This window comes from Acidovorax sp. JHL-9, from assembly GCF_000426205.1.
Taxonomy (GTDB): domain Bacteria; phylum Pseudomonadota; class Gammaproteobacteria; order Burkholderiales; family Burkholderiaceae_C; genus Acidovorax; species Acidovorax soli.
The window spans coordinates 57,136-74,605 of the sequence record NZ_AUEX01000003.1 but is presented as its reverse complement, the minus strand read 5'-3'; the positions used below and the strand labels follow the sequence as shown (position 1 = coordinate 74,605).

General features: G+C 63.3%; 19 protein-coding genes and 1 tRNA gene. 18 read left to right on the top strand and 2 right to left on the bottom strand.

All coding sequences use genetic code 11. The features are described 5' to 3' along the window. Nucleotides 1–4: 4 nt before the first annotated feature. Entirely contained in the window at nt 5–142 is a 138-nt protein-coding gene (locus K225_RS22080) for a hypothetical protein (protein WP_155885213.1), read from the top strand. Further along, entirely contained in the window at nt 139–1,884 is a 1,746-nt protein-coding gene (locus K225_RS0103240; protein ID WP_026435071.1) for a biotin carboxylase N-terminal domain-containing protein, read from the top strand. The genes K225_RS22080 and K225_RS0103240 overlap by 4 nt, the downstream gene beginning before the upstream one ends. A gap of 90 nt (nt 1,885–1,974) precedes the next feature. Here the strand turns inward: K225_RS0103240 and K225_RS0103235 are convergent, their stop codons facing one another. Continuing rightward, nucleotides 1,975–3,171, bottom strand: a complete 1,197-nt coding sequence (locus tag K225_RS0103235) for an amino acid aminotransferase (RefSeq protein WP_026435070.1) — start codon at nt 3,169–3,171, stop codon at nt 1,975–1,977. Nucleotides 3,172–3,275: 104 nt separating this feature from the next. On the opposite strand from K225_RS0103235, the gene uvrB reads away from it, so the two are divergent. The 15 genes from uvrB to K225_RS0103160 all read left to right on the top strand — a co-directional run bounded on the left by uvrB (nt 3,276) and on the right by K225_RS0103160 (nt 15,580). Beyond that, nucleotides 3,276–5,366 carry an excinuclease ABC subunit UvrB gene (gene uvrB, locus K225_RS0103230; protein WP_026435069.1) on the top strand — a complete coding sequence of 697 codons (2,091 nt, stop codon included), beginning with the start codon at nt 3,276–3,278 and terminating at the stop codon, nt 5,364–5,366. 242 nt (nt 5,367–5,608) lie between these two features. Next, entirely contained in the window at nt 5,609–6,145 is a 537-nt protein-coding gene (iscR, locus tag K225_RS0103225) for a Fe-S cluster assembly transcriptional regulator IscR (protein ID WP_026435068.1), read from the top strand. A gap of 105 nt (nt 6,146–6,250) precedes the next feature. After that, nucleotides 6,251–7,471, top strand: a complete 1,221-nt coding sequence (locus K225_RS0103220; protein ID WP_026435067.1) for an IscS subfamily cysteine desulfurase — start codon at nt 6,251–6,253, stop codon at nt 7,469–7,471. A 39-nt stretch (nt 7,472–7,510) separates the two neighbouring features. Continuing rightward, nucleotides 7,511–7,912: a Fe-S cluster assembly scaffold IscU gene (iscU, locus tag K225_RS0103215; RefSeq protein WP_026435066.1), complete on the top strand. Its 402-nt coding sequence runs from the start codon at nt 7,511–7,513 to the stop codon at nt 7,910–7,912. A gap of 2 nt (nt 7,913–7,914) precedes the next feature. After that, nucleotides 7,915–8,238: an iron-sulfur cluster assembly protein IscA gene (iscA, locus tag K225_RS0103210; protein WP_026435065.1), complete on the top strand. Its 324-nt coding sequence runs from the start codon at nt 7,915–7,917 to the stop codon at nt 8,236–8,238. An 83-nt stretch (nt 8,239–8,321) separates the two neighbouring features. Further along, on the top strand, nt 8,322–8,840 hold the full coding sequence (gene hscB, locus K225_RS0103205) for a Fe-S protein assembly co-chaperone HscB (RefSeq protein WP_026435064.1): 519 nt from the start codon (nt 8,322–8,324) through the stop codon (nt 8,838–8,840). Nucleotides 8,841–8,909: 69 nt separating this feature from the next. Beyond that, a complete protein-coding gene (gene hscA / locus K225_RS0103200; protein WP_026435063.1) occupies nt 8,910–10,781 on the top strand; it encodes a Fe-S protein assembly chaperone HscA in 1,872 nt (623 codons plus the stop codon). 38 nt (nt 10,782–10,819) lie between these two features. Beyond that, nucleotides 10,820–11,158 (top strand): ISC system 2Fe-2S type ferredoxin, encoded by a 339-nt coding sequence (gene fdx / locus K225_RS0103195; protein ID WP_026435062.1) that lies wholly within the window; start codon nt 10,820–10,822, stop codon nt 11,156–11,158. 72 nt (nt 11,159–11,230) lie between these two features. Then, complete coding sequence (gene dnaQ / locus K225_RS0103190) at nt 11,231–11,944, top strand: DNA polymerase III subunit epsilon (protein ID WP_026435061.1); 714 nt, start codon at nt 11,231–11,233, stop codon at nt 11,942–11,944. Between the two features lie 37 nt (nt 11,945–11,981). Continuing rightward, a tRNA-Val gene (locus K225_RS0103185) sits at nt 11,982–12,056 on the top strand. Between the two features lie 178 nt (nt 12,057–12,234). Further along, nucleotides 12,235–13,272 carry a histone deacetylase family protein gene (locus K225_RS0103180; RefSeq protein WP_026435060.1) on the top strand — a complete coding sequence of 346 codons (1,038 nt, stop codon included), beginning with the start codon at nt 12,235–12,237 and terminating at the stop codon, nt 13,270–13,272. A 29-nt stretch (nt 13,273–13,301) separates the two neighbouring features. After that, complete coding sequence (locus tag K225_RS0103175; protein WP_026435059.1) at nt 13,302–14,399, top strand: NAD(P)/FAD-dependent oxidoreductase; 1,098 nt, start codon at nt 13,302–13,304, stop codon at nt 14,397–14,399. A 138-nt stretch (nt 14,400–14,537) separates the two neighbouring features. Beyond that, nucleotides 14,538–14,840, top strand: a complete 303-nt coding sequence (locus tag K225_RS0103170) for a YqjD family protein (RefSeq protein ID WP_026435058.1) — start codon at nt 14,538–14,540, stop codon at nt 14,838–14,840. Nucleotides 14,841–14,879: 39 nt separating this feature from the next. Continuing rightward, a complete protein-coding gene (locus tag K225_RS0103165) occupies nt 14,880–15,275 on the top strand; it encodes a phage holin family protein (RefSeq protein ID WP_026435057.1) in 396 nt (131 codons plus the stop codon). Beyond that, on the top strand, nt 15,272–15,580 hold the full coding sequence (locus tag K225_RS0103160; protein WP_026435056.1) for a hypothetical protein: 309 nt from the start codon (nt 15,272–15,274) through the stop codon (nt 15,578–15,580). Before K225_RS0103165 ends, K225_RS0103160 begins: the two co-directional genes overlap by 4 nt. Before the next feature lie 59 nt (nt 15,581–15,639). Here K225_RS0103160 and K225_RS0103155 read toward each other — a convergent pair whose 3' ends face one another. Next, nucleotides 15,640–16,722, bottom strand: coding sequence for a quinone-dependent dihydroorotate dehydrogenase (locus K225_RS0103155; protein ID WP_026435055.1), 1,083 nt, complete (start codon nt 16,720–16,722; stop codon nt 15,640–15,642). Nucleotides 16,723–16,760: 38 nt separating this feature from the next. On the opposite strand from K225_RS0103155, the gene rpiA reads away from it, so the two are divergent. Then, nucleotides 16,761–17,453 carry a ribose-5-phosphate isomerase RpiA gene (gene rpiA, locus K225_RS0103150; RefSeq protein ID WP_026435054.1) on the top strand — a complete coding sequence of 231 codons (693 nt, stop codon included), beginning with the start codon at nt 16,761–16,763 and terminating at the stop codon, nt 17,451–17,453. Nucleotides 17,454–17,470 lie beyond the last annotated feature (17 nt).

Below are 17,470 nucleotides of genomic sequence, written 5' to 3'. Positions count from 1 at the left end.
AACCATGAAAAAAGTCTTGATTGCCAATCGCGGCGAAAACGGCCGCGCCGCGGGCGTTTCCCTACATCGCTGTGCCTGCGTAGCAGGTGACGGCGAACTCGCCATCCTTCACGTTTTCGAGGCGAAAGGTTTGATGCCATGAAAAAAGTTTTGATTGCCAATCGCGGCGAGATCGCCGTCCGCATTGCCCGCGCCTGTGCCGACTACGGCGTGCAATCGGTGGCGGTGTATGCCAATGCCGACATCGATGCGCTGCATGCGCGCATGGCGGATGAGGCCTATGGCCTCGATGGCGACCGGCCGGCCGACACCTATCTGAATATCGCCAAGCTGCTGGAGATCGCCCGAAAGAGCGGTGCCGACGCTGTGCACCCAGGCTACGGTTTCCTGTCGGAAAACCAGGCTTTTGCCCAGGCCGTGATCGATGCCGGCCTGGCGTGGATCGGCCCGCCACCCGCCACCATCGCCCAGCTGGGCGACAAGGTGCAGGCACGCAAGATTGCGCTGCAGGTGGGCGCGCCCCTGGTGGTGGGAACGCCCGACCCGGTCAAGGATGCCAGCGAGGTGCTGGCCTTTGCCGAGCAGCACGGCCTGCCCATCATCATCAAGGCGGCCTTTGGTGGCGGCGGGCGCGGCATGAAGATCGCCTGGCGCATGGACGAGGTGGCCGAGCTGTTCGACTCCGCCGTGCGCGAGGCCGTGACGGCCTTTGGCCGTGGCGAGTGCTTTGTCGAGCAGTTCCTGGACAAACCCCGCCACATCGAGGCCCAGGTGCTGGCAGACACCCATGGCAACGTGGTGGTGCTGGGCACGCGCGACTGCTCGCTGCAGCGGCGCAACCAGAAACTGGTGGAAGAGGCCCCTGCGCCATTTTTGACCGATGCGCAGCGCGAGCGCATCCACAGTTCGGCGCGCGACATCTGCGCGGCCGCAGGCTATGTGAGCGCGGGTACGGTGGAGTTTCTGCTCAGCCAGAGCGGCGCCATCTCGTTCCTGGAGGTCAACACCCGCTTGCAGGTCGAGCACCCCGTGACGGAGCAGACCACCGGCGTGGACCTGGTGGTGGAGCAGCTGCGCGTGGCCGACGGCCTGCCGCTGTCCGTGGCGCAGACGCCCGCTCCGCTGGGCCATGCTATTGAGTTCCGTATCAACGCCGAAGACGTGGGCCGGGGCTTTCTGCCCACCCCTGGCCCGGTGCAGCGCTTTGATGCGCCCTCGGGCCCCGGCGTGCGGCTGGACACGGGCGTGCAGTCGGGCTCGGTGGTGCCGGGCACGTTTGACTCGCTCATGGCCAAGCTGATCGTGACGGGTGCCACCCGCGAGCAGGCCCTGGCCCGTGCGCACCGTGCGTTGCGCGAGTTCAAAATCGAAGGCGTGGCCTCGGTGCTGCCGTTCCACCGCGCGGTCATCGACCACCCCGACTTCGTGGGCGCCGATGGCTTCAAGGTGCACACGCGCTGGATCGAATCCGACTTTGCCGCACCGCTGGCCGCCTCGATCCAGGCGCAGGCGCGCGCTGAACCGCAGCCCGACGCCAGCTTGCTGCGTACCGCCATCGAGATCGACGGCCGCCGCGTCAACCTGGGCCTGCCCGCCGCGCTGCTGCAGGGTTTGGCGCATGTGTCCGGCGGGGCTGCACAGGTGAAGGCCCCCGAAGTGGTGGTGGATGCCGGCGCGGTCACATCGCCCATTGCGGGCAACCTGCACGCCTGGAAGGTGGCTGAGGGCGACCTGGTGCAGGACGGTGACGTGATCGCCGTGATGGAAGCCATGAAGATGGAAATGCAGGTCACCGCCCACCGCAGCGGCCGCATCACGCTGACCGCAGAGGCCGGCACCAGCCAGGCGCTGGGGGCGGTGATCGCGCGGATTGCGGGAGTCTGAGGGGTCGCCGGGCCGCTGCCCGAACCGCACCATCTTTTCTCCCATGAAAAAACCGCCCGAGGGCGGTTTTTTCGTGGCGGCTGGGCAGGCTCAGATCACCTTGGCAATGGCCTGGCAGACGTAGTCGATGTTCTTGCTGTTGAGCGCAGCCACGCACATGCGGCCGGTGTCGGTGCCGTACACGCCGAATTCATTGCGCAGGCGCACCATCTGGTCCTTGGACAGGCCCGAATAACTGAACATGCCGATCTGGGTGGTGATGAAGCTCATGTCCTGCTTCACACCCGCAGCCTTCAAGCCGTCCACCAGCTTCTGGCGCATGGCCTTGATGCGCACGCGCATTTCGGCCAGTTCCTTTTCCCACAGCGCGCGCAGCTCGGGGTTGTTCAGGACCGCAGCCACGACCGCGCCACCGTGGATGGGTGGGTTGGAGTAGTTGGTGCGGATCACGATCTTGAGCTGGCTCAGCACGCGGCTGGCTTCTTCCTTGTCAGAGCACAGCACCGACAGGCCGCCCACGCGCTCGCCATACAGGCTGAAGCTCTTGCTGAAAGAGGTGGAGACAAAGAAGTTGAGGCCGGCAGCCACGAACTTGCCGATCACCGCGCCGTCTTCGGCGATGCCGTGGCCGAAGCCCTGGTAGGCCATGTCGAGGAAGGGCGTGAGGCCCTTGGCCTTGACCACGGCAATGACCTGGTCCCACTGCGCGGGCGTGATGTCGTAGCCGGTGGGGTTGTGGCAGCAGGCGTGCAGCACCACGATGGTGCCGGCAGCGGCAGCGTTCAGGCTGGCCAAAAAGCCTTCGAAGTTCACGCCGCGCTTTTCGGCGTCGTAGTAGGCGTAGGTCCCGACTTCAAAACCGGCGTTGGTGAACAGCGCACGGTGGTTTTCCCAGCTGGGATCGGAGATCAGCACCTTGGCGTTGGGGCTGACCTTCTTCAGGAAGTCGGCGCCGATCTTGAGGCCGCCGGTACCGCCGATGGCCTGCACGGTGGCCACGCGGCCGGATTGGACGGGTTCGCTGTCGGCGCCGAACACCAGGCTCTTGACGGCGTTGTCATAGGCCACGATGCCGTCGATGGGCAGGTAGCCACGGGCCGTGGGGGTGGACATCATGGTCTTTTCTGCGGCCTGCACGCATTGCAGCAGGGGCAGCTTGCCGTTGTCGTCGAAATAAACGCCGACGCCCAAGTTGACCTTGTTGGGGTTGGTGTCGGCGTTGAATTGCTCGTTGAGGCCCAGGATGGGGTCGCGGGGGGCCATTTCGACGGCGGTGAACAGAGACATGAAAATCCTTGAAAGGTTGTCAGTAGCGAAGAATCGGGGCGTGGTGTACTGTGCCCGGTTGCGCCGATTTTAACGGCCCACCACAATCCCTCGTTGACTGCACCATGCCGGATATCACTGAAGTCTCTACCGAAAAGCCCGACGGCGAGTACGTCCGCTTTCCCGATTCCCCGTTTGAACTGTTCCAGCCTTACCCGCCTGCGGGCGACCAGCCCGAGGCCATCAACAAGCTGGTGGAGGGGCTGAATGACGGGGAGACCTTCCAGACGCTGCTGGGTGTGACGGGCTCGGGCAAGACCTTCACCATGGCCAACGTGATCGCCCGCATGGGGCGCCCGGCCATCGTGTTCGCGCCCAACAAGACGCTGGCGGCGCAGCTCTACAGCGAGTTCCGCGAGTTCTTCCCCAAGAACGCCGTCGAATATTTCGTGAGCTACTACGACTATTACCAACCTGAGGCTTACGTGCCGCAGCGCGACCTGTTCATCGAGAAGGACAGCGCCATCAACGAGCACATCGAGCAGATGCGATTGAGCTGTACCAAGAGCCTGATGGAGCGCAAGGACGTAGTCATCGTGGCCACCGTGTCGGCCATCTACGGCATTGGCGAGCCCGAGAGCTACCACCGCATGGTGATGACATTGCGCACGGGCGACAAGCTGGGCCAGCGGGATGTGATTGCCCAGCTGATCCGCATGCAGTACCAGCGCAATGAAGCGGACTTTTCGCGCGGCAAGTTCCGCGTGCGCGGCGACACCATCGACGTGTTTCCGGCCGAGCATTCCGAGCTGGCGATGCGCATCGAGCTGTTTGACGACGAGATCGAAAGTCTGCAGCTGTTCGATCCGCTCACGGGGCGCGTCAAGCAGAAGATCCCGCGCTTTACCGTGTACCCCAGCAGCCACTATGTGACCCCGCGCGACAAGGTGCTGGCCGCCGTGGAAACCATCAAGCTGGAGCTGGCCGAGCGCCTGCAGCAGCTGGTGGCCGATGGCAAGCTGGTGGAGGCCCAGCGGCTGGAGCAGCGCACGCGCTTCGACCTCGAGATGCTCAGCGAGGTGGGGCACTGCAAGGGCATCGAGAACTACACGCGCCACCTGTCGGGCGCCGCGCCGGGCGATCCGCCCAGCACGCTGACCGACTACATGCCCAAGAACGCCATCATGTTCCTGGACGAGAGCCACCAGATGATCGGCCAGCTCAACGCGATGTACAGCGGTGACCGCTCACGCAAGACCACGCTGGTGGAATATGGGTTTCGCCTGCCATCGGCGCTGGACAACCGCCCGCTCAAGTTCGAGGAGTTCGAGCAGCGCATGCGGCAGGTGATTTTTGTTTCAGCCACGCCGGCTGACTATGAAAAAACCCATTCGGGCCAGATCGTGGACCAGGTGGTACGCCCCACCGGCCTGGTGGACCCGGTGGTGGAAGTCCGTCCCGCCACCCACCAGGTGGATGACGTGCTGCAGGAAATACGCATTCGCGTTGAAAAGCATGAACGCGTACTCATTACCACGCTGACCAAGCGCATGGCCGAGCAGCTGACCGATTACCTCACGGACAACGGCGTAAAGGTGCGTTACCTGCACAGCGACGTGGACACCGTGGAGCGCGTCGAAATCATCCGCGACCTGCGCCTGGGGGCATTCGACGTACTGGTGGGCATCAACCTGCTGCGCGAAGGGCTGGACATTCCCGAGGTGTCGCTCGTGGCCATCCTGGACGCCGACAAGGAAGGCTTCCTGCGCGCCGAGCGCAGCCTGATCCAGACCATCGGCCGTGCTGCGCGCAACCTGAACGGCCATGCCATCCTTTATGCGGATCGCATCACCGATTCCATGAAAAAAGCCATGGGCGAGACGGAACGCCGGCGCATCAAGCAGATCGCATACAACGAGGCCCACGGCATCACGCCGCGCAGCATTGTCAAGCGGGTAAGAGACCTGATTGACGGGGTTTACAGCGAAAAAGCGGGCAAGGACGCAGAGCGGCTGGAGCAGGAAGCCCTGCAGCGCGCCCAGGTGGAGGACATGTCCGAGAAGGACGTGGCGCGCGAGATCAAGCGCCTGGAGAAGCTCATGCTGGAACATGCGCGCAACCTGGAATTCGAGCAGGCCGCACGCATGCGCGACCAGTTGACACGGCTCAAGGACCAGGCTTTTGGAGCGCATGGCAGCGATTCAGTGGCACTCTGAACGCAGGTGTCCCAAGGGGAATGAAACTTGATCGGTGAAATTATGACTTGTTGGTTTTTTAACCCGACAAAATCGATTGGGATTTGTGGTATACTCTTACAAAATACTCAAGAAAAGAGCCCAACGATGAAGGGCCCTGTGCCAGACAACTGGACGGGGTAAGGGGCGGAGACGGTGCAGGCGCTGCGCATTTGCCAGGGCCCGCAGTTTTATAACGAACAAGCGTAGACAAGGAGCTTGCGATGCGTCTCACAACCAAAGGCCGTTTTGCGGTCACCGCCATGATTGACCTGGCTTTGCGCCAGAACAATGGCCCTGTCACGCTGGCGGCCATCAGCCAGAGGCAACAAATCTCGCTGTCCTACCTGGAGCAGCTCTTTGGCAAGCTGCGCCGCCACGAACTCGTGGAATCCACCCGGGGACCCGGCGGTGGCTACACCCTGGCCCGCAAGGCGGCCGACATCACGGTGGCAGACATCATTGTTTCGGTGGATGAGCCGATTGATGCCACGCAGTGTGGTGGCAAGGAAAATTGCCTGGGTGAGGCGGGTCGCTGCATGACGCATGAGTTGTGGGCTTCGCTCAACCAGCGCATGGTCGAGTTCCTCGATTCCGTCACGTTGCAGAAGCTGGTGGACGAGCAACTGGCCAAGGGTGTGCAGATCGAGGACAAGCCCGTGACGCGGCGCGCGATCTCCACGACTCCCGTGGTCAAGCCCATTCGCGTGAATGCACCCAATTCGGTGTTCGCGCTGGGTAACGTCTTCGCCAAATCCTGATACCTGGGGCGCCCGGTTCGGCCCTGGGGTCGGCACCGCCCTGAACGTGTTTCTCGAACCTTGTTTTTTTGAGTTTGCCAGCCAGCAATTTTTACTGAGCCAGCCATGGACATGACCCCGCATTTCCCCATCTATCTCGATTACGGCGCCACCACGCCGGTGGATCCACGCGTTGTGGATGCCATGATTCCGTGGCTGCGCGAACATTTCGGCAACCCCGCTTCCCGCAGCCACGCCTGGGGCTGGGAGGCCGAAGAGGCCGTGGAAAAAGCACGCGTGCAAGTGGCCGACCTGATCGGCGCGGACCCCCGCGAGATCGTCTGGACCAGCGGTGCCACCGAGTCCATCAACCTCGCCTTGAAGGGCGCTGCCCATTTCTACCAGGGCAAGGGCAAGCACCTCATCACCCTCAAGACCGAGCACAAGGCCGTGCTGGACACCATGCGCGAGCTGGAGCGCCAGGGTTTCGACGTGACCTATCTGGATGTTCAGGAGGATGGCCTGGTCAACATGGACGCCCTGAAGGCAGCCATCCGCCCTGACACCATCTTGATCAGCATCCTGTTCGTGAACAACGAAATCGGTGTGATCCAGGACATTCCGGCCATTGGCGCCCTGTGCCGCGAGAAAGGCATCCTGCTGCATGTGGATGCCGCGCAGGCCACAGGCCGGGTCGAGATCGACATGAGCGTTCTGCCGATCGACCTGATGAGCATGACGGCCCACAAGACCTACGGCCCCAAGGGGGTGGGTGCCTTGTTTGTGCGCCGCAAGCCCCGCGTCCGCCTGGAAGCGCAGATGCACGGTGGTGGCCACGAGCGCGGCATGCGTTCGGGCACGCTGCCCACGCACCAGATCGTGGGCATGGGCGAGGCTTTTCGCATCGCCAAGGAAGAAATGGCCGAGAGCAATGCCAAGGCCCGCGCATTGCAGCAGCGCCTGCTCAATGGCTTGAAGGATATCGAGCAGGTGTTCATCAATGGCAGCCTGGAGCGCCGGGTGCCGCAGAACCTGAACATGAGCTTCAATTTCGTCGAAGGCGAATCGCTGATCATGGGGATCAAGGGTCTGGCCGTGTCGTCGGGCTCTGCCTGCACTTCGGCCAGCCTGGAGCCCAGCTATGTCCTGCGCGCCCTGGGTCGCAGCGACGAACTGGCGCACAGCAGCCTGCGCATGACCATTGGCCGTTTCACGACCGAAGAAGAGATCGACTACGCCATTGGCACCATTCGTGAAAACGTGGCCCGCCTGCGCGAACTCAGCCCGCTGTGGGAGATGTACCAGGACGGCATCGATATCAGCACCATCCAGTGGGCAGCGCACTGAATTCCTGAAGATTTCTGAAGAATTGAAGAGGTACACATCATGGCTTACTCCGACAAAGTGGTTGACCATTACGAAAACCCCCGCAACGTGGGTTCGTTCGACAAGGGTGACGATTCCGTGGGCACCGGCATGGTGGGCGCTCCCGCCTGCGGCGACGTGATGAAGCTGCAGATCAAGGTGAACCCCCAAACCGGTGTCATTGAAGATGCCCGTTTCAAGACCTATGGCTGCGGCTCTGCCATTGCCTCGTCGTCGCTGGTGACCGAATGGGTCAAGGGCAAGACGCTGGACGAAGCGGCGGCCCTGAAAAACAGCGAGATCGCCGAAGAGCTGGCTCTTCCGCCCGTCAAGATCCACTGCTCCATCCTTGCCGAAGACGCCATCAAGGCGGCCGTGAACGACTACAAGGCCAAGCACCACAGCGCGGCGGCCGCAGTCTGACCATGGCCATTACGTTGACAGAAGCTGCTGCCCGGCATGTCTCCCGCTACCTGGCGCGCCGGGGCAAAGGATTGGGCGTGCGCCTGGGGGTCAAGACCACCGGCTGCTCGGGCCTGGCCTACAAGCTCGAATATGTGGACGACTCCGAACCGGAAGACATCGTGTTTGAAAACCACGGCGTCAAGGTGCTGATCGACCCCAAGAGCCTGGCCTACATCGATGGCACCGAACTGGATTTTGTGCGCGAAGGCCTGAATGAAGGCTTCAAGTTCAACAACCCCAATGAACGGGACCGCTGCGGCTGCGGTGAGAGCTTCCGCGTTTGAGGTTTCCTGTCGCGTTGCCGTCCAACCGCCATCGCGCTGCGTGCTGGCGGTTTTTTATTGATCCTGCGTGACCTAGTATGGGCATGAATCTGCAATCTGACGATTTTGAGCTGTTTGGCGTGCCGCAACGCTTTGCCCAGGACCGCGCGGCACTGGATGCGCGCTGGAAGGAACTGCAGCGCGAGGCCCATCCCGACAAATTTGCGGCACAGGGCGCCGCTGCCCAGCGGGTAGCCATGCAGTGGTCGGTGCGCATCAACGAGGCCTACCAGCGCCTGAAGGACCCGATGCGCCGTGCCGCCTACCTGTGCGAGCTGCATGGCGCACCCATCCAGGCCGAAGACAACACCGCCATGCCCGCAAGCTTTCTGGTGCAGCAGATGGAGTGGCGTGAATCGCTGGAGGAAGCGCGTTCATCTGCCGAGCTGGACGCGCTGGACGATGGCGTGCAGCAGGCCCAGAGCCAGGTGCTGACGCTTTGCAGGCAACTGCTCGACGAGCAACAGGATTACGCCGCTGCAGCGCGGCAGGTCAGAGCCCTCATGTTCATTGCGCGATTTGCCGACGACATCGAGCGGCGCCGGGATCAACTGGGACAATAGCGGCATTCCCCTTTTTTTCGAGGCGCTTTGCGCAAGGCAGGGCCTCATCACGTAGAACACAAGAATTCCATGGCGCTTTTGCAGATTTCCGAGCCCGGGCAGTCCCCCGATCCGCACCAACGGCGCATTGCGGTAGGCATTGATTTGGGCACCACGCATTCGCTGGTGGCGGCGGTGCGCAATGGCGTGGCTGAGTGCCTGCCCGATGGCGAGGGGCGCGTGCTGCTGCCATCGGTGGTGCGCTACCTGGAGCAGGGCGGGCGGCAGATTGGCTACGATGCGATAGCGGCGCAGTCCGGCGATGCCCGCAATACCATCGCCTCGGCCAAGCGCTTCATGGGCCGTGGCCTCAAGGATGTGGCGGACGCAGAGCAGTTGCCCTACGAATTCGTCCAGAGCCCCGACGCCAGCGCTGGCGGCATGGTGGGGCTGTTGACGGCGGGGGGCGTGAAGTCGCCGGTGGAAATCAGTGCTGAGATCCTGGCCACGCTGCGTTACCGTGCCGAGGACACCTTCAACGACGACCTGTACGGTGCCGTGATCACGGTGCCGGCCTATTTTGACGACGCCCAGCGCCAGGCCACCAAAGATGCAGCCAAGCTGGCCGGAATCCATTTGCTGCGCCTGATCAATGAACCAACCGCTGCGGCCATTGCCTATGGCCTGGACAATGCCAGCGAAGGCGTCTACGCCGTTTACGACCTGGGCGGTGGCACCTTCGACATCTCGGTGTTGCGACTGACGCAAGGCGTTTTCGAAGTGATTGCCACCGGCGGCGATTCGGCCCTGGGTGGCGATGACTATGACGCAGCGCTCGCCAATTGGGTGCTTGAGCAACAGGGCTTGTCCGCCGATACGCCTGCCGACAAGGCAGCAATCCGCATGGCGGCCAGAGCCTGCAAGGAAGCCTTGACCGCTACTGAAATCGTAGCGTTTGTCGTTGAGTTGGCAGCTGGTAGCGTGCGATTGGATGTCAAGCAATCCGATTTTGAAACCGCTACCGCCGAGTTGACCGCGCGCTCCATGGCCGCGGTGCGCCGCGTCTTGCGCGACGCGAAGCTGGCGAGGGACGAGGTGCAAGGGGTGGTCATGGTGGGCGGCTCCACCCGCATGCCCCAGGTGCAGCGAGCAGTGGCCGAGTTTTTTGGCAAGGAGCCCCTGACCAATCTCAACCCGGACGAGGTGGTCGCGCTGGGTGCCGCCATCCAGGCCAACCAGTTGGCAGGCAACAACACGGCGGGCGATCTGTTGCTGCTCGACGTGATTCCCCTGTCACTGGGCATCGAGACCATGGGCGGGCTGGTGGAGCGCATCGTGGCCCGCAACGAGACCATTCCCACCGCCAAGGCGCAGGACTTCACCACCTACAAGGATGGCCAGACCGCATTGGCCATCCATGTGGTGCAGGGCGAGCGCGACCTGGTGCAGGACTGCCGCAGCCTGGCCCGTTTCGAGCTGCGCGGTATACCTGCGATGGCGGCCGGCGCAGCCCGCATCCGGGTCACTTTCACGGTCGATGCCGACGGCCTGCTGAGCGTGAATGCCCGGGAGCAGGGCAGCGGGGTCGAGGCCCGCATCGACGTGAAGCCCTCCTATGGCCTGTCGGACGACCAGATCGCCCGCATGCTGCAGGACGGCTTTGCCACGGCCGCGCAGGACATGCGCGCACGCGCCGTGGTGGAGGCGCGTGTGGACGCCGACCGCATGCTGATGGCGACCCAGAGCGCCCTGGACGCCGATGGCGACGTGTTGACTGGGCCCGAGCGGGCCGACATCGAGGCCTTGATGACCGCCCTGGGCCAGCAACGCGCGTCCGACGATGCCGCGGTCATCGAGGCGGCGACCCAGGCCCTGGCCAAGGGCACAGAGGCCTTTGCTGCGCAGCGCATGAACCGCGGCATTCGCCAGGCCCTGGCGGGCAAGAACGTGCAGGCTTTCTGAACCCACCGAGCGTACCCCTGCGAACAAGAAGACCATCCATGCCTGTCATCAAAATACTGCCCCACCCTGAATATTGCCCCTCCGGTGCCGAAATCACCGCACCCGCAGGCACATCCATCTGCGAAGCGCTGCTGGAGAACCACATCAACATCGAGCACGCCTGCGACATGAGCTGCGCCTGCACCACCTGCCACGTCATCGTGCGCGCGGGCATGGAGTCGCTCAACGAGGCCGAGGAAGAAGAAGAGGACCTGCTCGACCGTGCCTGGGGGCTGGAGCCCCAGTCGCGCCTGTCGTGCCAGGCCATCATTGCGCAGAAAGACTTGGTGGTGGAGATACCCAAATATTCCATCAACCACGCCAAGGAAAACCACTGATATGCACGGTGCTTCAGCCCCACGCGGCATGAGTACTGTGCGCCGCACGCCGGTTGCACCACGGGAGGCCTGATGTCACGGCAGATTGTTCTGGACACGGAAACCACCGGTCTGTCCGCCGAAGGGGGCGACCGCATCATTGAAATCGGTTGCGTGGAGCTGGTGGCGCGCAAGCTCACGGGCAACAACAAGCATTTCTACCTGAACCCCGAGCGCGACAGCCACGAGGATGCGCTGCGCGTGCACGGCATCAGCAACGAATTCTTGAAGGACAAACCCAAGTTTGCGGCCGTGGCCGATGAGCTGCTGGACTACCTGCAGGGCGCCGAGATCATCATCCACAACGCGGCATTTGACGTGGGCTTCCTGAACAAGGAGCTGGAGCTGGTGGGGCGCCCCGCGTTCCGCAGCTTTGTGGACAGCATCACCGACACCCTGGCCATGGCCAAGGAGCTCTATCCCGGCAAGCGCAATTCGCTCGATGCGCTGTGCGACCGCCTGGGCGTGGACAACTCGGGCCGCACACTGCATGGCGCCTTGCTGGATGCCGAATTGCTGGCGGATGTGTACATCAACCTCACCCGAGGCCAGGATGCGCTGCTGATCATCGACGATGCGCAGGACAGCGCCGATGGCGCCAGCTTCGTCCAGATCGATCTGCGCAGCTTCAACCTGCCCGTGCTGCAGGCCAGCGAGCAGGAAATTGCATCCCACGAAGAAGTGCTGACGCAGATCGACAAGGCCAGTGGTGGCAAAACAATTTGGCGATCCGTTCAGCCAGGCTGAAAAGCTGTGCCATAATCGAAGGCTGTCGCAGCGACACGGGTGATTAGCTCAGCGGTAGAGCACTGCCTTCACACGGCAGGGGTCACATGTTCGATCCATGTATCACCCACCAATTCAACCCTTGCAGGCGCATGTCTGCAAGGGTTTTTTCATGACCGGGGCATAACGGCGCACAAGCGGATGGATTGGCCGTTACAGTTGGCGCTCCGCGTCCGTACATTGCGCGAAGCGGCCTGCCCCTCGGACCCAATGTGGGCGGCGAAACGTTTCCCCGATCTTGCCCTTACTCCATGCTGGCTTTTCACAACCCGTTGCACCGGGGGCATGCCCCCGTCCATGAGTTCTTCCGGGGTGAACGCGTGCCCTGTTTTGAAAATCCCACACGGGCCGATTACGTGGAAAACAGCCTCCGAGCCCGGGGCCACAGCTTGCTCGCACCCGATGTCGACAGCGCAACGGTGTTGGGCCAGGTTCATGCGGCGCGCTATCTGGCATTCCTGGAGGGGGCCTGGCAACAGTGGCTGGCGCTCGATACCGCCAATGCCTCGGTGCAGCCGTTCCCGTCGGTCTGGCCGGTGCGCACATTGCGCAGCGACAGGGAGCCTGACAATTTCATCGCGCGCCTGGGCCTCTACTCCATGGACAACGGTACGCCGCTGGCGGCAGGCACCTGGGCTGCCGCCAAGGCCGGCGCGGATGCGGCTGCCAGTGCGGCCTTCCGGGTGGCCGCAGGCGAGCGCGCCGTGTTTTGCTGCACGCGTCCGCCCGGGCACCATGCGGGGCCCGATTTCATGGGGGGTTACTGCTTTCTCAACAATGCGGCGGTGGCGGCCCAGGCCTTGCGCGACCGGGGGGCGGATCGCGTGGCCGTGCTGGATGTGGATTACCACCATGGCAATGGCACCCAGAGCATCTTCTACGGCCGCGGCGATGTGCTGTTCGTGAGCATCCACGGTGCCCCCCGCACCGAATACCCTTTCTATCTCGGCCATGCCGATGAAACCGGCGAGGGCGAAGGAGAGGGCTGCAACCTGAACCTGCCGCTGCCCGCCGGGACCACCGCAACCGCCTGGTTTGCTGCGCTGGAGCAGGCCTGTGCCCGCATTGCGCGCTTCGGAGCGGATGCCCTGGTGGTTTCGCTGGGCCTGGATACCTTCGAAGGGGATCCCATTTCGCGGTTTGCCCTCGCTTGTGCCGATTTTTCCCGTCTGGGTGCGCGGCTGGCGGGATTGAAATTGCCGACGGTGCTGGTTCTGGAAGGCGGCTATGCCGCTGCAGAGCTGGGCACCAATGCAGGCAATGTGCTGGACGGTTTTGAGCAGGCCTGAAGGTATTCTCAGAAAAAAGGAAGACAGAGATGACGGACAAGGTGGATTGCGTCGTGGTGGGCGCGGGTGTGGTGGGCCTGGCCGTGGCCCGTGCGCTGGCCATGCAGGGGCGCGAGGTGATGGTGCTGGAGGCCGCAGACGCCATCGGCACGGGTACCAGTTCGCGCAACAGCGAGGTCATTCATGCCGGGCTGTATTACCCCACGGGTTCGCTCAAGGCGCGCCTGTGTGTGCAAGGCCGTGATCTGCTGTATGCCTATTGCGCCGACCATGGCGTGCCGCACCGGCGTTGCGGCAAGCTGCTGGTGGCGACTTCGCCGGAGCAACTGCCAGGCCTTCGGTCGATTCAGGAGCGCGCCACGGCCAACGGTGTTCTGGACCTGCGGTGGCTGGACCGCGACGCGGCCCGGGCACTGGAGCCCGCCCTGGAATGCGTGGCGGCACTGCATTCGCCCAGCACGGGAATCGTGGACAGCCATGCCCTCATGCTCGCCCTGCAGGGTGATCTGGAGCATGCAGGCGGAATTGTTGCATTGAATTCGCCTCTGGCATTTGCCGATTGTGTGCAAGGTGCTATTTTTTTAGAAGCAAAAGATGGCACGCGCCTGCAAGCAAGTACCGTGGTCAATGCGGCGGGTCTGCAGGCGCCGGCCCTGGCCCGGCAGTTTTCCGGGCTGGACGCACGCTACATTCCGACGGCCTATTACGCCAAGGGCAGCTATTTCACGCTGACCGCAAAGGCACCGTTCAGCCATCTGATCTACCCGGTGCCCGAGGCTGCGGGGCTGGGGGTTCACCTCACGCTGGATCTGGGCGGGCAGGCCAAGTTCGGGCCGGACGTGCAATGGGTGGATTCGGCCGACGATCTGCTGGTCGATCCGGCGCGGGGAGAGGCCTTTTATGGCGAAGTGCGCAAGTACTGGCCTGGCTTGCGCGATGGCGCGCTGGCACCGGGCTACGCGGGCATCCGGCCCAAGATCCATGGCGCCGACGCACCCGCAGCGGACTTTCTCATCCAGGGGCCGTGCGACCATGGCGTGCCTGGCTTGGTGAATCTCTTTGGCATCGAATCTCCGGGCCTTACCAGCGCCCTGGCCATCGCCGACCATGCGCTCTCTCTGGTTTGACTTGCATCAAATCCCGCTCTTTTGGTAACGTTTAGCGACCAAGCGGTGTGACAGGTTTTTGGGCATGTCGCTAAGATGGTCCTCAGGCTGCAGCATCCACGCTGCATGGCTGCTCACTTATTGCAACGAAAGGCATGTATGACTGCTTCTGACACCACCACCACCCAGGGCGAACTTGAAAAACTCGTGTCCGATCTGCGCGGCTTGTTGGCAAGCCGGGATCTGGATTCGTTCCCCGAGATCAAGGTGCTGCGCCAGCGCCTGGACGACGGCATGCATTCGGTGCGGGAATCGGCAGTGCGTGCCGCGCAGGAAGCAGCCCGCCAGGCCAAGGATGCAGCCGTGGCGGCTGACCGCTATGCCCACGATGAGCCCTGGCGCGTGGCCAGCGCGGCGCTGGCCGTCGGTGCTCTGGTGGGATTTTTGCTTGCACGCCGTTGATCGCTTGCCGTCCATTGCGCTGATGCAGGGAGAGTGCGTATGAACTGGCTTTCCTTGCTCGGACTGGAGGCATTCGCGGCGCGGTGGCGGGCGAATGCCATCGAGGGGGTCATCGCTGCCGAAGATCGGCTGGCATTGGCGCGCCTGGAGTGGCTCGATCAAAAGCAGCGCTTGCAACAGCTGCTGGCGCTGTTGATCGCCGTTATCGGGCTCACCATGGTGGCCTTGGTGATGGTGTCGATGGCCGTGCTGGTGCAGTTCTGGGACACGCCCCATCGCGTGCTGGCGGCCTGGGTGGTGGCAGGGACATGGCTGGTGGCCTGGTGCGCTGCCATCGTCACGTTGGTAGCGGTGGTACGCAGCATGGGCAATGGTTTTGCCCTGACCCGGCGTGAGTTGTCACAAGACTGGCGTGATATCAAGGAGCGCTTGTGAGTTCTTCCGAACAGGCCTTTTCAGTGCACGCCACGGTGGCGCAGCAACGGGTGCTGGAGCGCATCGCCGAGCAGCGCACGCGTTTGCGCGACCGCCGTGCCGCGCGGTTGCAGGCCCAGGCCTTGGCTGCTGCGACCGAGGGCGACGATGCGGAGGCTTCTTTGCTGCTGCGCGTTGCTGGCTTTGTCCGCCAGCATCCTGCTGCCGTTGCCGCGCTGGCCGGCGTGGCGATTGCCGCTGGCCCACGCCGACTGGTGCGATGGGCAGGGGTGGTGCTCCCGCTGGTGATGCGCCTGCGCCGCTAAGGCGCGATGTGGCTGCAAGGTGGGGCGCAAGGCCTCACCATTGGCCGTTCATCAGCCGTTCACGCCATTGCCTTGATGGCGCGCGCCACCTTCGAGACAAGCGCGGGGCCTTCATAGATCAGGCCGGTGTAGATCTGCACCACGTCTGCTCCCGCGCGGATTTTGCTCAGGGCATCTTCCGCACTGAGAATGCCACCCACGCCGATGATCGGAAAACGGCTGCCCAGTGCGGCGCGCAGCTGGCGGATAACCTGGTTGCTGGCTTCCAGCACCGGTGCACCGCTGAGCCCTCCCAGCTCCTCGGCATGGGGCATTCCCTGGACGGCTTCCCGGCGGATGGTGGTGTTGGTGGCGATCACGCCATCCATGCCGTGGCGTTGCAGTGTGCTGGCAATCACCGCCACCTGCGCCTCGTCGAGGTCGGGGGCAATTTTGACAAAGATGGGCACGCGGCGGGACGAGGTGACACCCTTGCTGTCGGTCTGGCGGTATTGCCCGGCCAGTGCTTCGCGGCGTTCGGCAATCGCACCCAGCAGGGCATCAAGGGCCGCGTCGCTTTGCAAGGCGCGCAGGTTCTGTGTGTTGGGGGAGCTGATATTGACCGTGACATAGTCAGCGTGCGGGTACACGCCGTCGAGGCAGGTGAGGTAGTCGCTGGTGGCGTCTTCGATCGGGGTGCTGGCGTTCTTGCCGATGTTCAGCCCCAGCAGCATCGGATGTTTGCGATGCTGGGTGCGAAACCGCGCCTGCTGCACGTTGTGGATGAATGCGTCCAGGCCGTCGTTGTTGAAGCCCAGCCGGTTGATCAGGGCCCTTGCCTCGGGCAGGCGGAACATGCGGGGCTTGGGATTGCCCGGCTGGGCCTTGGGCGTTACCGTGCCCACCTCCACAAAGCCGAAGCCCATGGCACCCAGGGCGTCGATGCAGCGGGCATTCTTGTCCAGCCCGGCCGCCAGACCCACGCGGTTGGGGAAGGTCAGCCCGGCCAGCTCGATGGGGTCCTCCACGGTTTCGTTGCACCAGGCCCACTGCATGGGCGTGCCTTGGCCGCGCGCGAGCATGCCCATGGTGAGTTCATGGGCGGACTCGGCATCCATGCCGAACAGGAAAGAGCGGGTGAGGGCGTAGGGGATCAGTGACATGAGGAGATAATTCGACGATTACCCTTTGATTCTCCCCCATGACGACTCCATCCCCTCTGACCCAAGACGAACTCAAGGCCCTGGTGGGCAAGGCGGCCCTGCAATACGTGGTGCCCGGTGCCATCGTGGGGGTTGGTACGGGCTCCACGGTCAACCACTTCATCGACGCGCTGGCGGGCATCAAAGACCAGATCCGGGGCGCTGTTTCCAGTTCGGTGGCGAGCACCGAGCGGCTCAAGGCGCTGGGAATTCCGGTGTTCGATGCCAATGACGTGGAATCGCTGGCGGTGTACATCGATGGCGCCGATGAAATCGACGGCCACGGTTACATGGTCAAAGGCGGTGGCGCCGCTCTGACGCGCGAGAAGATCGTGGCGGCCCTGGCCAGTTGCTTTGTTTGCATCGTTGATGAGTCCAAGCTGGTGCCGGCACTGGGCCGCTTCCCTGTGCCAGTGGAGGTGATTCCGATGGCTGCCCAGCACATTGTGCGACGCTTTGCCGCGCTGGGTGGCATGGCGCGCCTGCGCCTGAGGGACGGACAACCGCTGGTGACGGACAACGGTCAGCACATCCTGGACGTGACGGGCTTGTCCATCACCGACCCGCTGGCGTTGGAGTCCCAGGTGAACCAGTGGCCTGGGGTCGTGACGGTGGGCGTATTCGCGCACCAGAAAGCATCGGTAGGCCTTGTGGGAACCACGCAGGGCGTGGTGAAGACCTTCACCTACTGAACGGCGTCAGGCAGTGC

Coding starts and splice junctions, on each gene's coding strand:
- K225_RS22080 (WP_155885213.1), top strand. CDS start 5: ATGAAAAAAGTCTTGATTGCCAATCGCGGCGAAAACGGCCGCGCCGCG.
- K225_RS0103240 (WP_026435071.1), top strand. CDS start 139: ATGAAAAAAGTTTTGATTGCCAATCGCGGCGAGATCGCCGTCCGCATT.
- K225_RS0103235 (WP_026435070.1), bottom strand. CDS start 3,171: ATGTCTCTGTTCACCGCCGTCGAAATGGCCCCCCGCGACCCCATCCTG.
- uvrB (WP_026435069.1), top strand. CDS start 3,276: ATGCCGGATATCACTGAAGTCTCTACCGAAAAGCCCGACGGCGAGTAC.
- iscR (WP_026435068.1), top strand. CDS start 5,609: ATGCGTCTCACAACCAAAGGCCGTTTTGCGGTCACCGCCATGATTGAC.
- K225_RS0103220 (WP_026435067.1), top strand. CDS start 6,251: ATGGACATGACCCCGCATTTCCCCATCTATCTCGATTACGGCGCCACC.
- iscU (WP_026435066.1), top strand. CDS start 7,511: ATGGCTTACTCCGACAAAGTGGTTGACCATTACGAAAACCCCCGCAAC.
- iscA (WP_026435065.1), top strand. CDS start 7,915: ATGGCCATTACGTTGACAGAAGCTGCTGCCCGGCATGTCTCCCGCTAC.
- hscB (WP_026435064.1), top strand. CDS start 8,322: ATGAATCTGCAATCTGACGATTTTGAGCTGTTTGGCGTGCCGCAACGC.
- hscA (WP_026435063.1), top strand. CDS start 8,910: ATGGCGCTTTTGCAGATTTCCGAGCCCGGGCAGTCCCCCGATCCGCAC.
- fdx (WP_026435062.1), top strand. CDS start 10,820: ATGCCTGTCATCAAAATACTGCCCCACCCTGAATATTGCCCCTCCGGT.
- dnaQ (WP_026435061.1), top strand. CDS start 11,231: ATGTCACGGCAGATTGTTCTGGACACGGAAACCACCGGTCTGTCCGCC.
- K225_RS0103180 (WP_026435060.1), top strand. CDS start 12,235: ATGCTGGCTTTTCACAACCCGTTGCACCGGGGGCATGCCCCCGTCCAT.
- K225_RS0103175 (WP_026435059.1), top strand. CDS start 13,302: ATGACGGACAAGGTGGATTGCGTCGTGGTGGGCGCGGGTGTGGTGGGC.
- K225_RS0103170 (WP_026435058.1), top strand. CDS start 14,538: ATGACTGCTTCTGACACCACCACCACCCAGGGCGAACTTGAAAAACTC.
- K225_RS0103165 (WP_026435057.1), top strand. CDS start 14,880: ATGAACTGGCTTTCCTTGCTCGGACTGGAGGCATTCGCGGCGCGGTGG.
- K225_RS0103155 (WP_026435055.1), bottom strand. CDS start 16,722: ATGTCACTGATCCCCTACGCCCTCACCCGCTCTTTCCTGTTCGGCATG.
- rpiA (WP_026435054.1), top strand. CDS start 16,761: ATGACGACTCCATCCCCTCTGACCCAAGACGAACTCAAGGCCCTGGTG.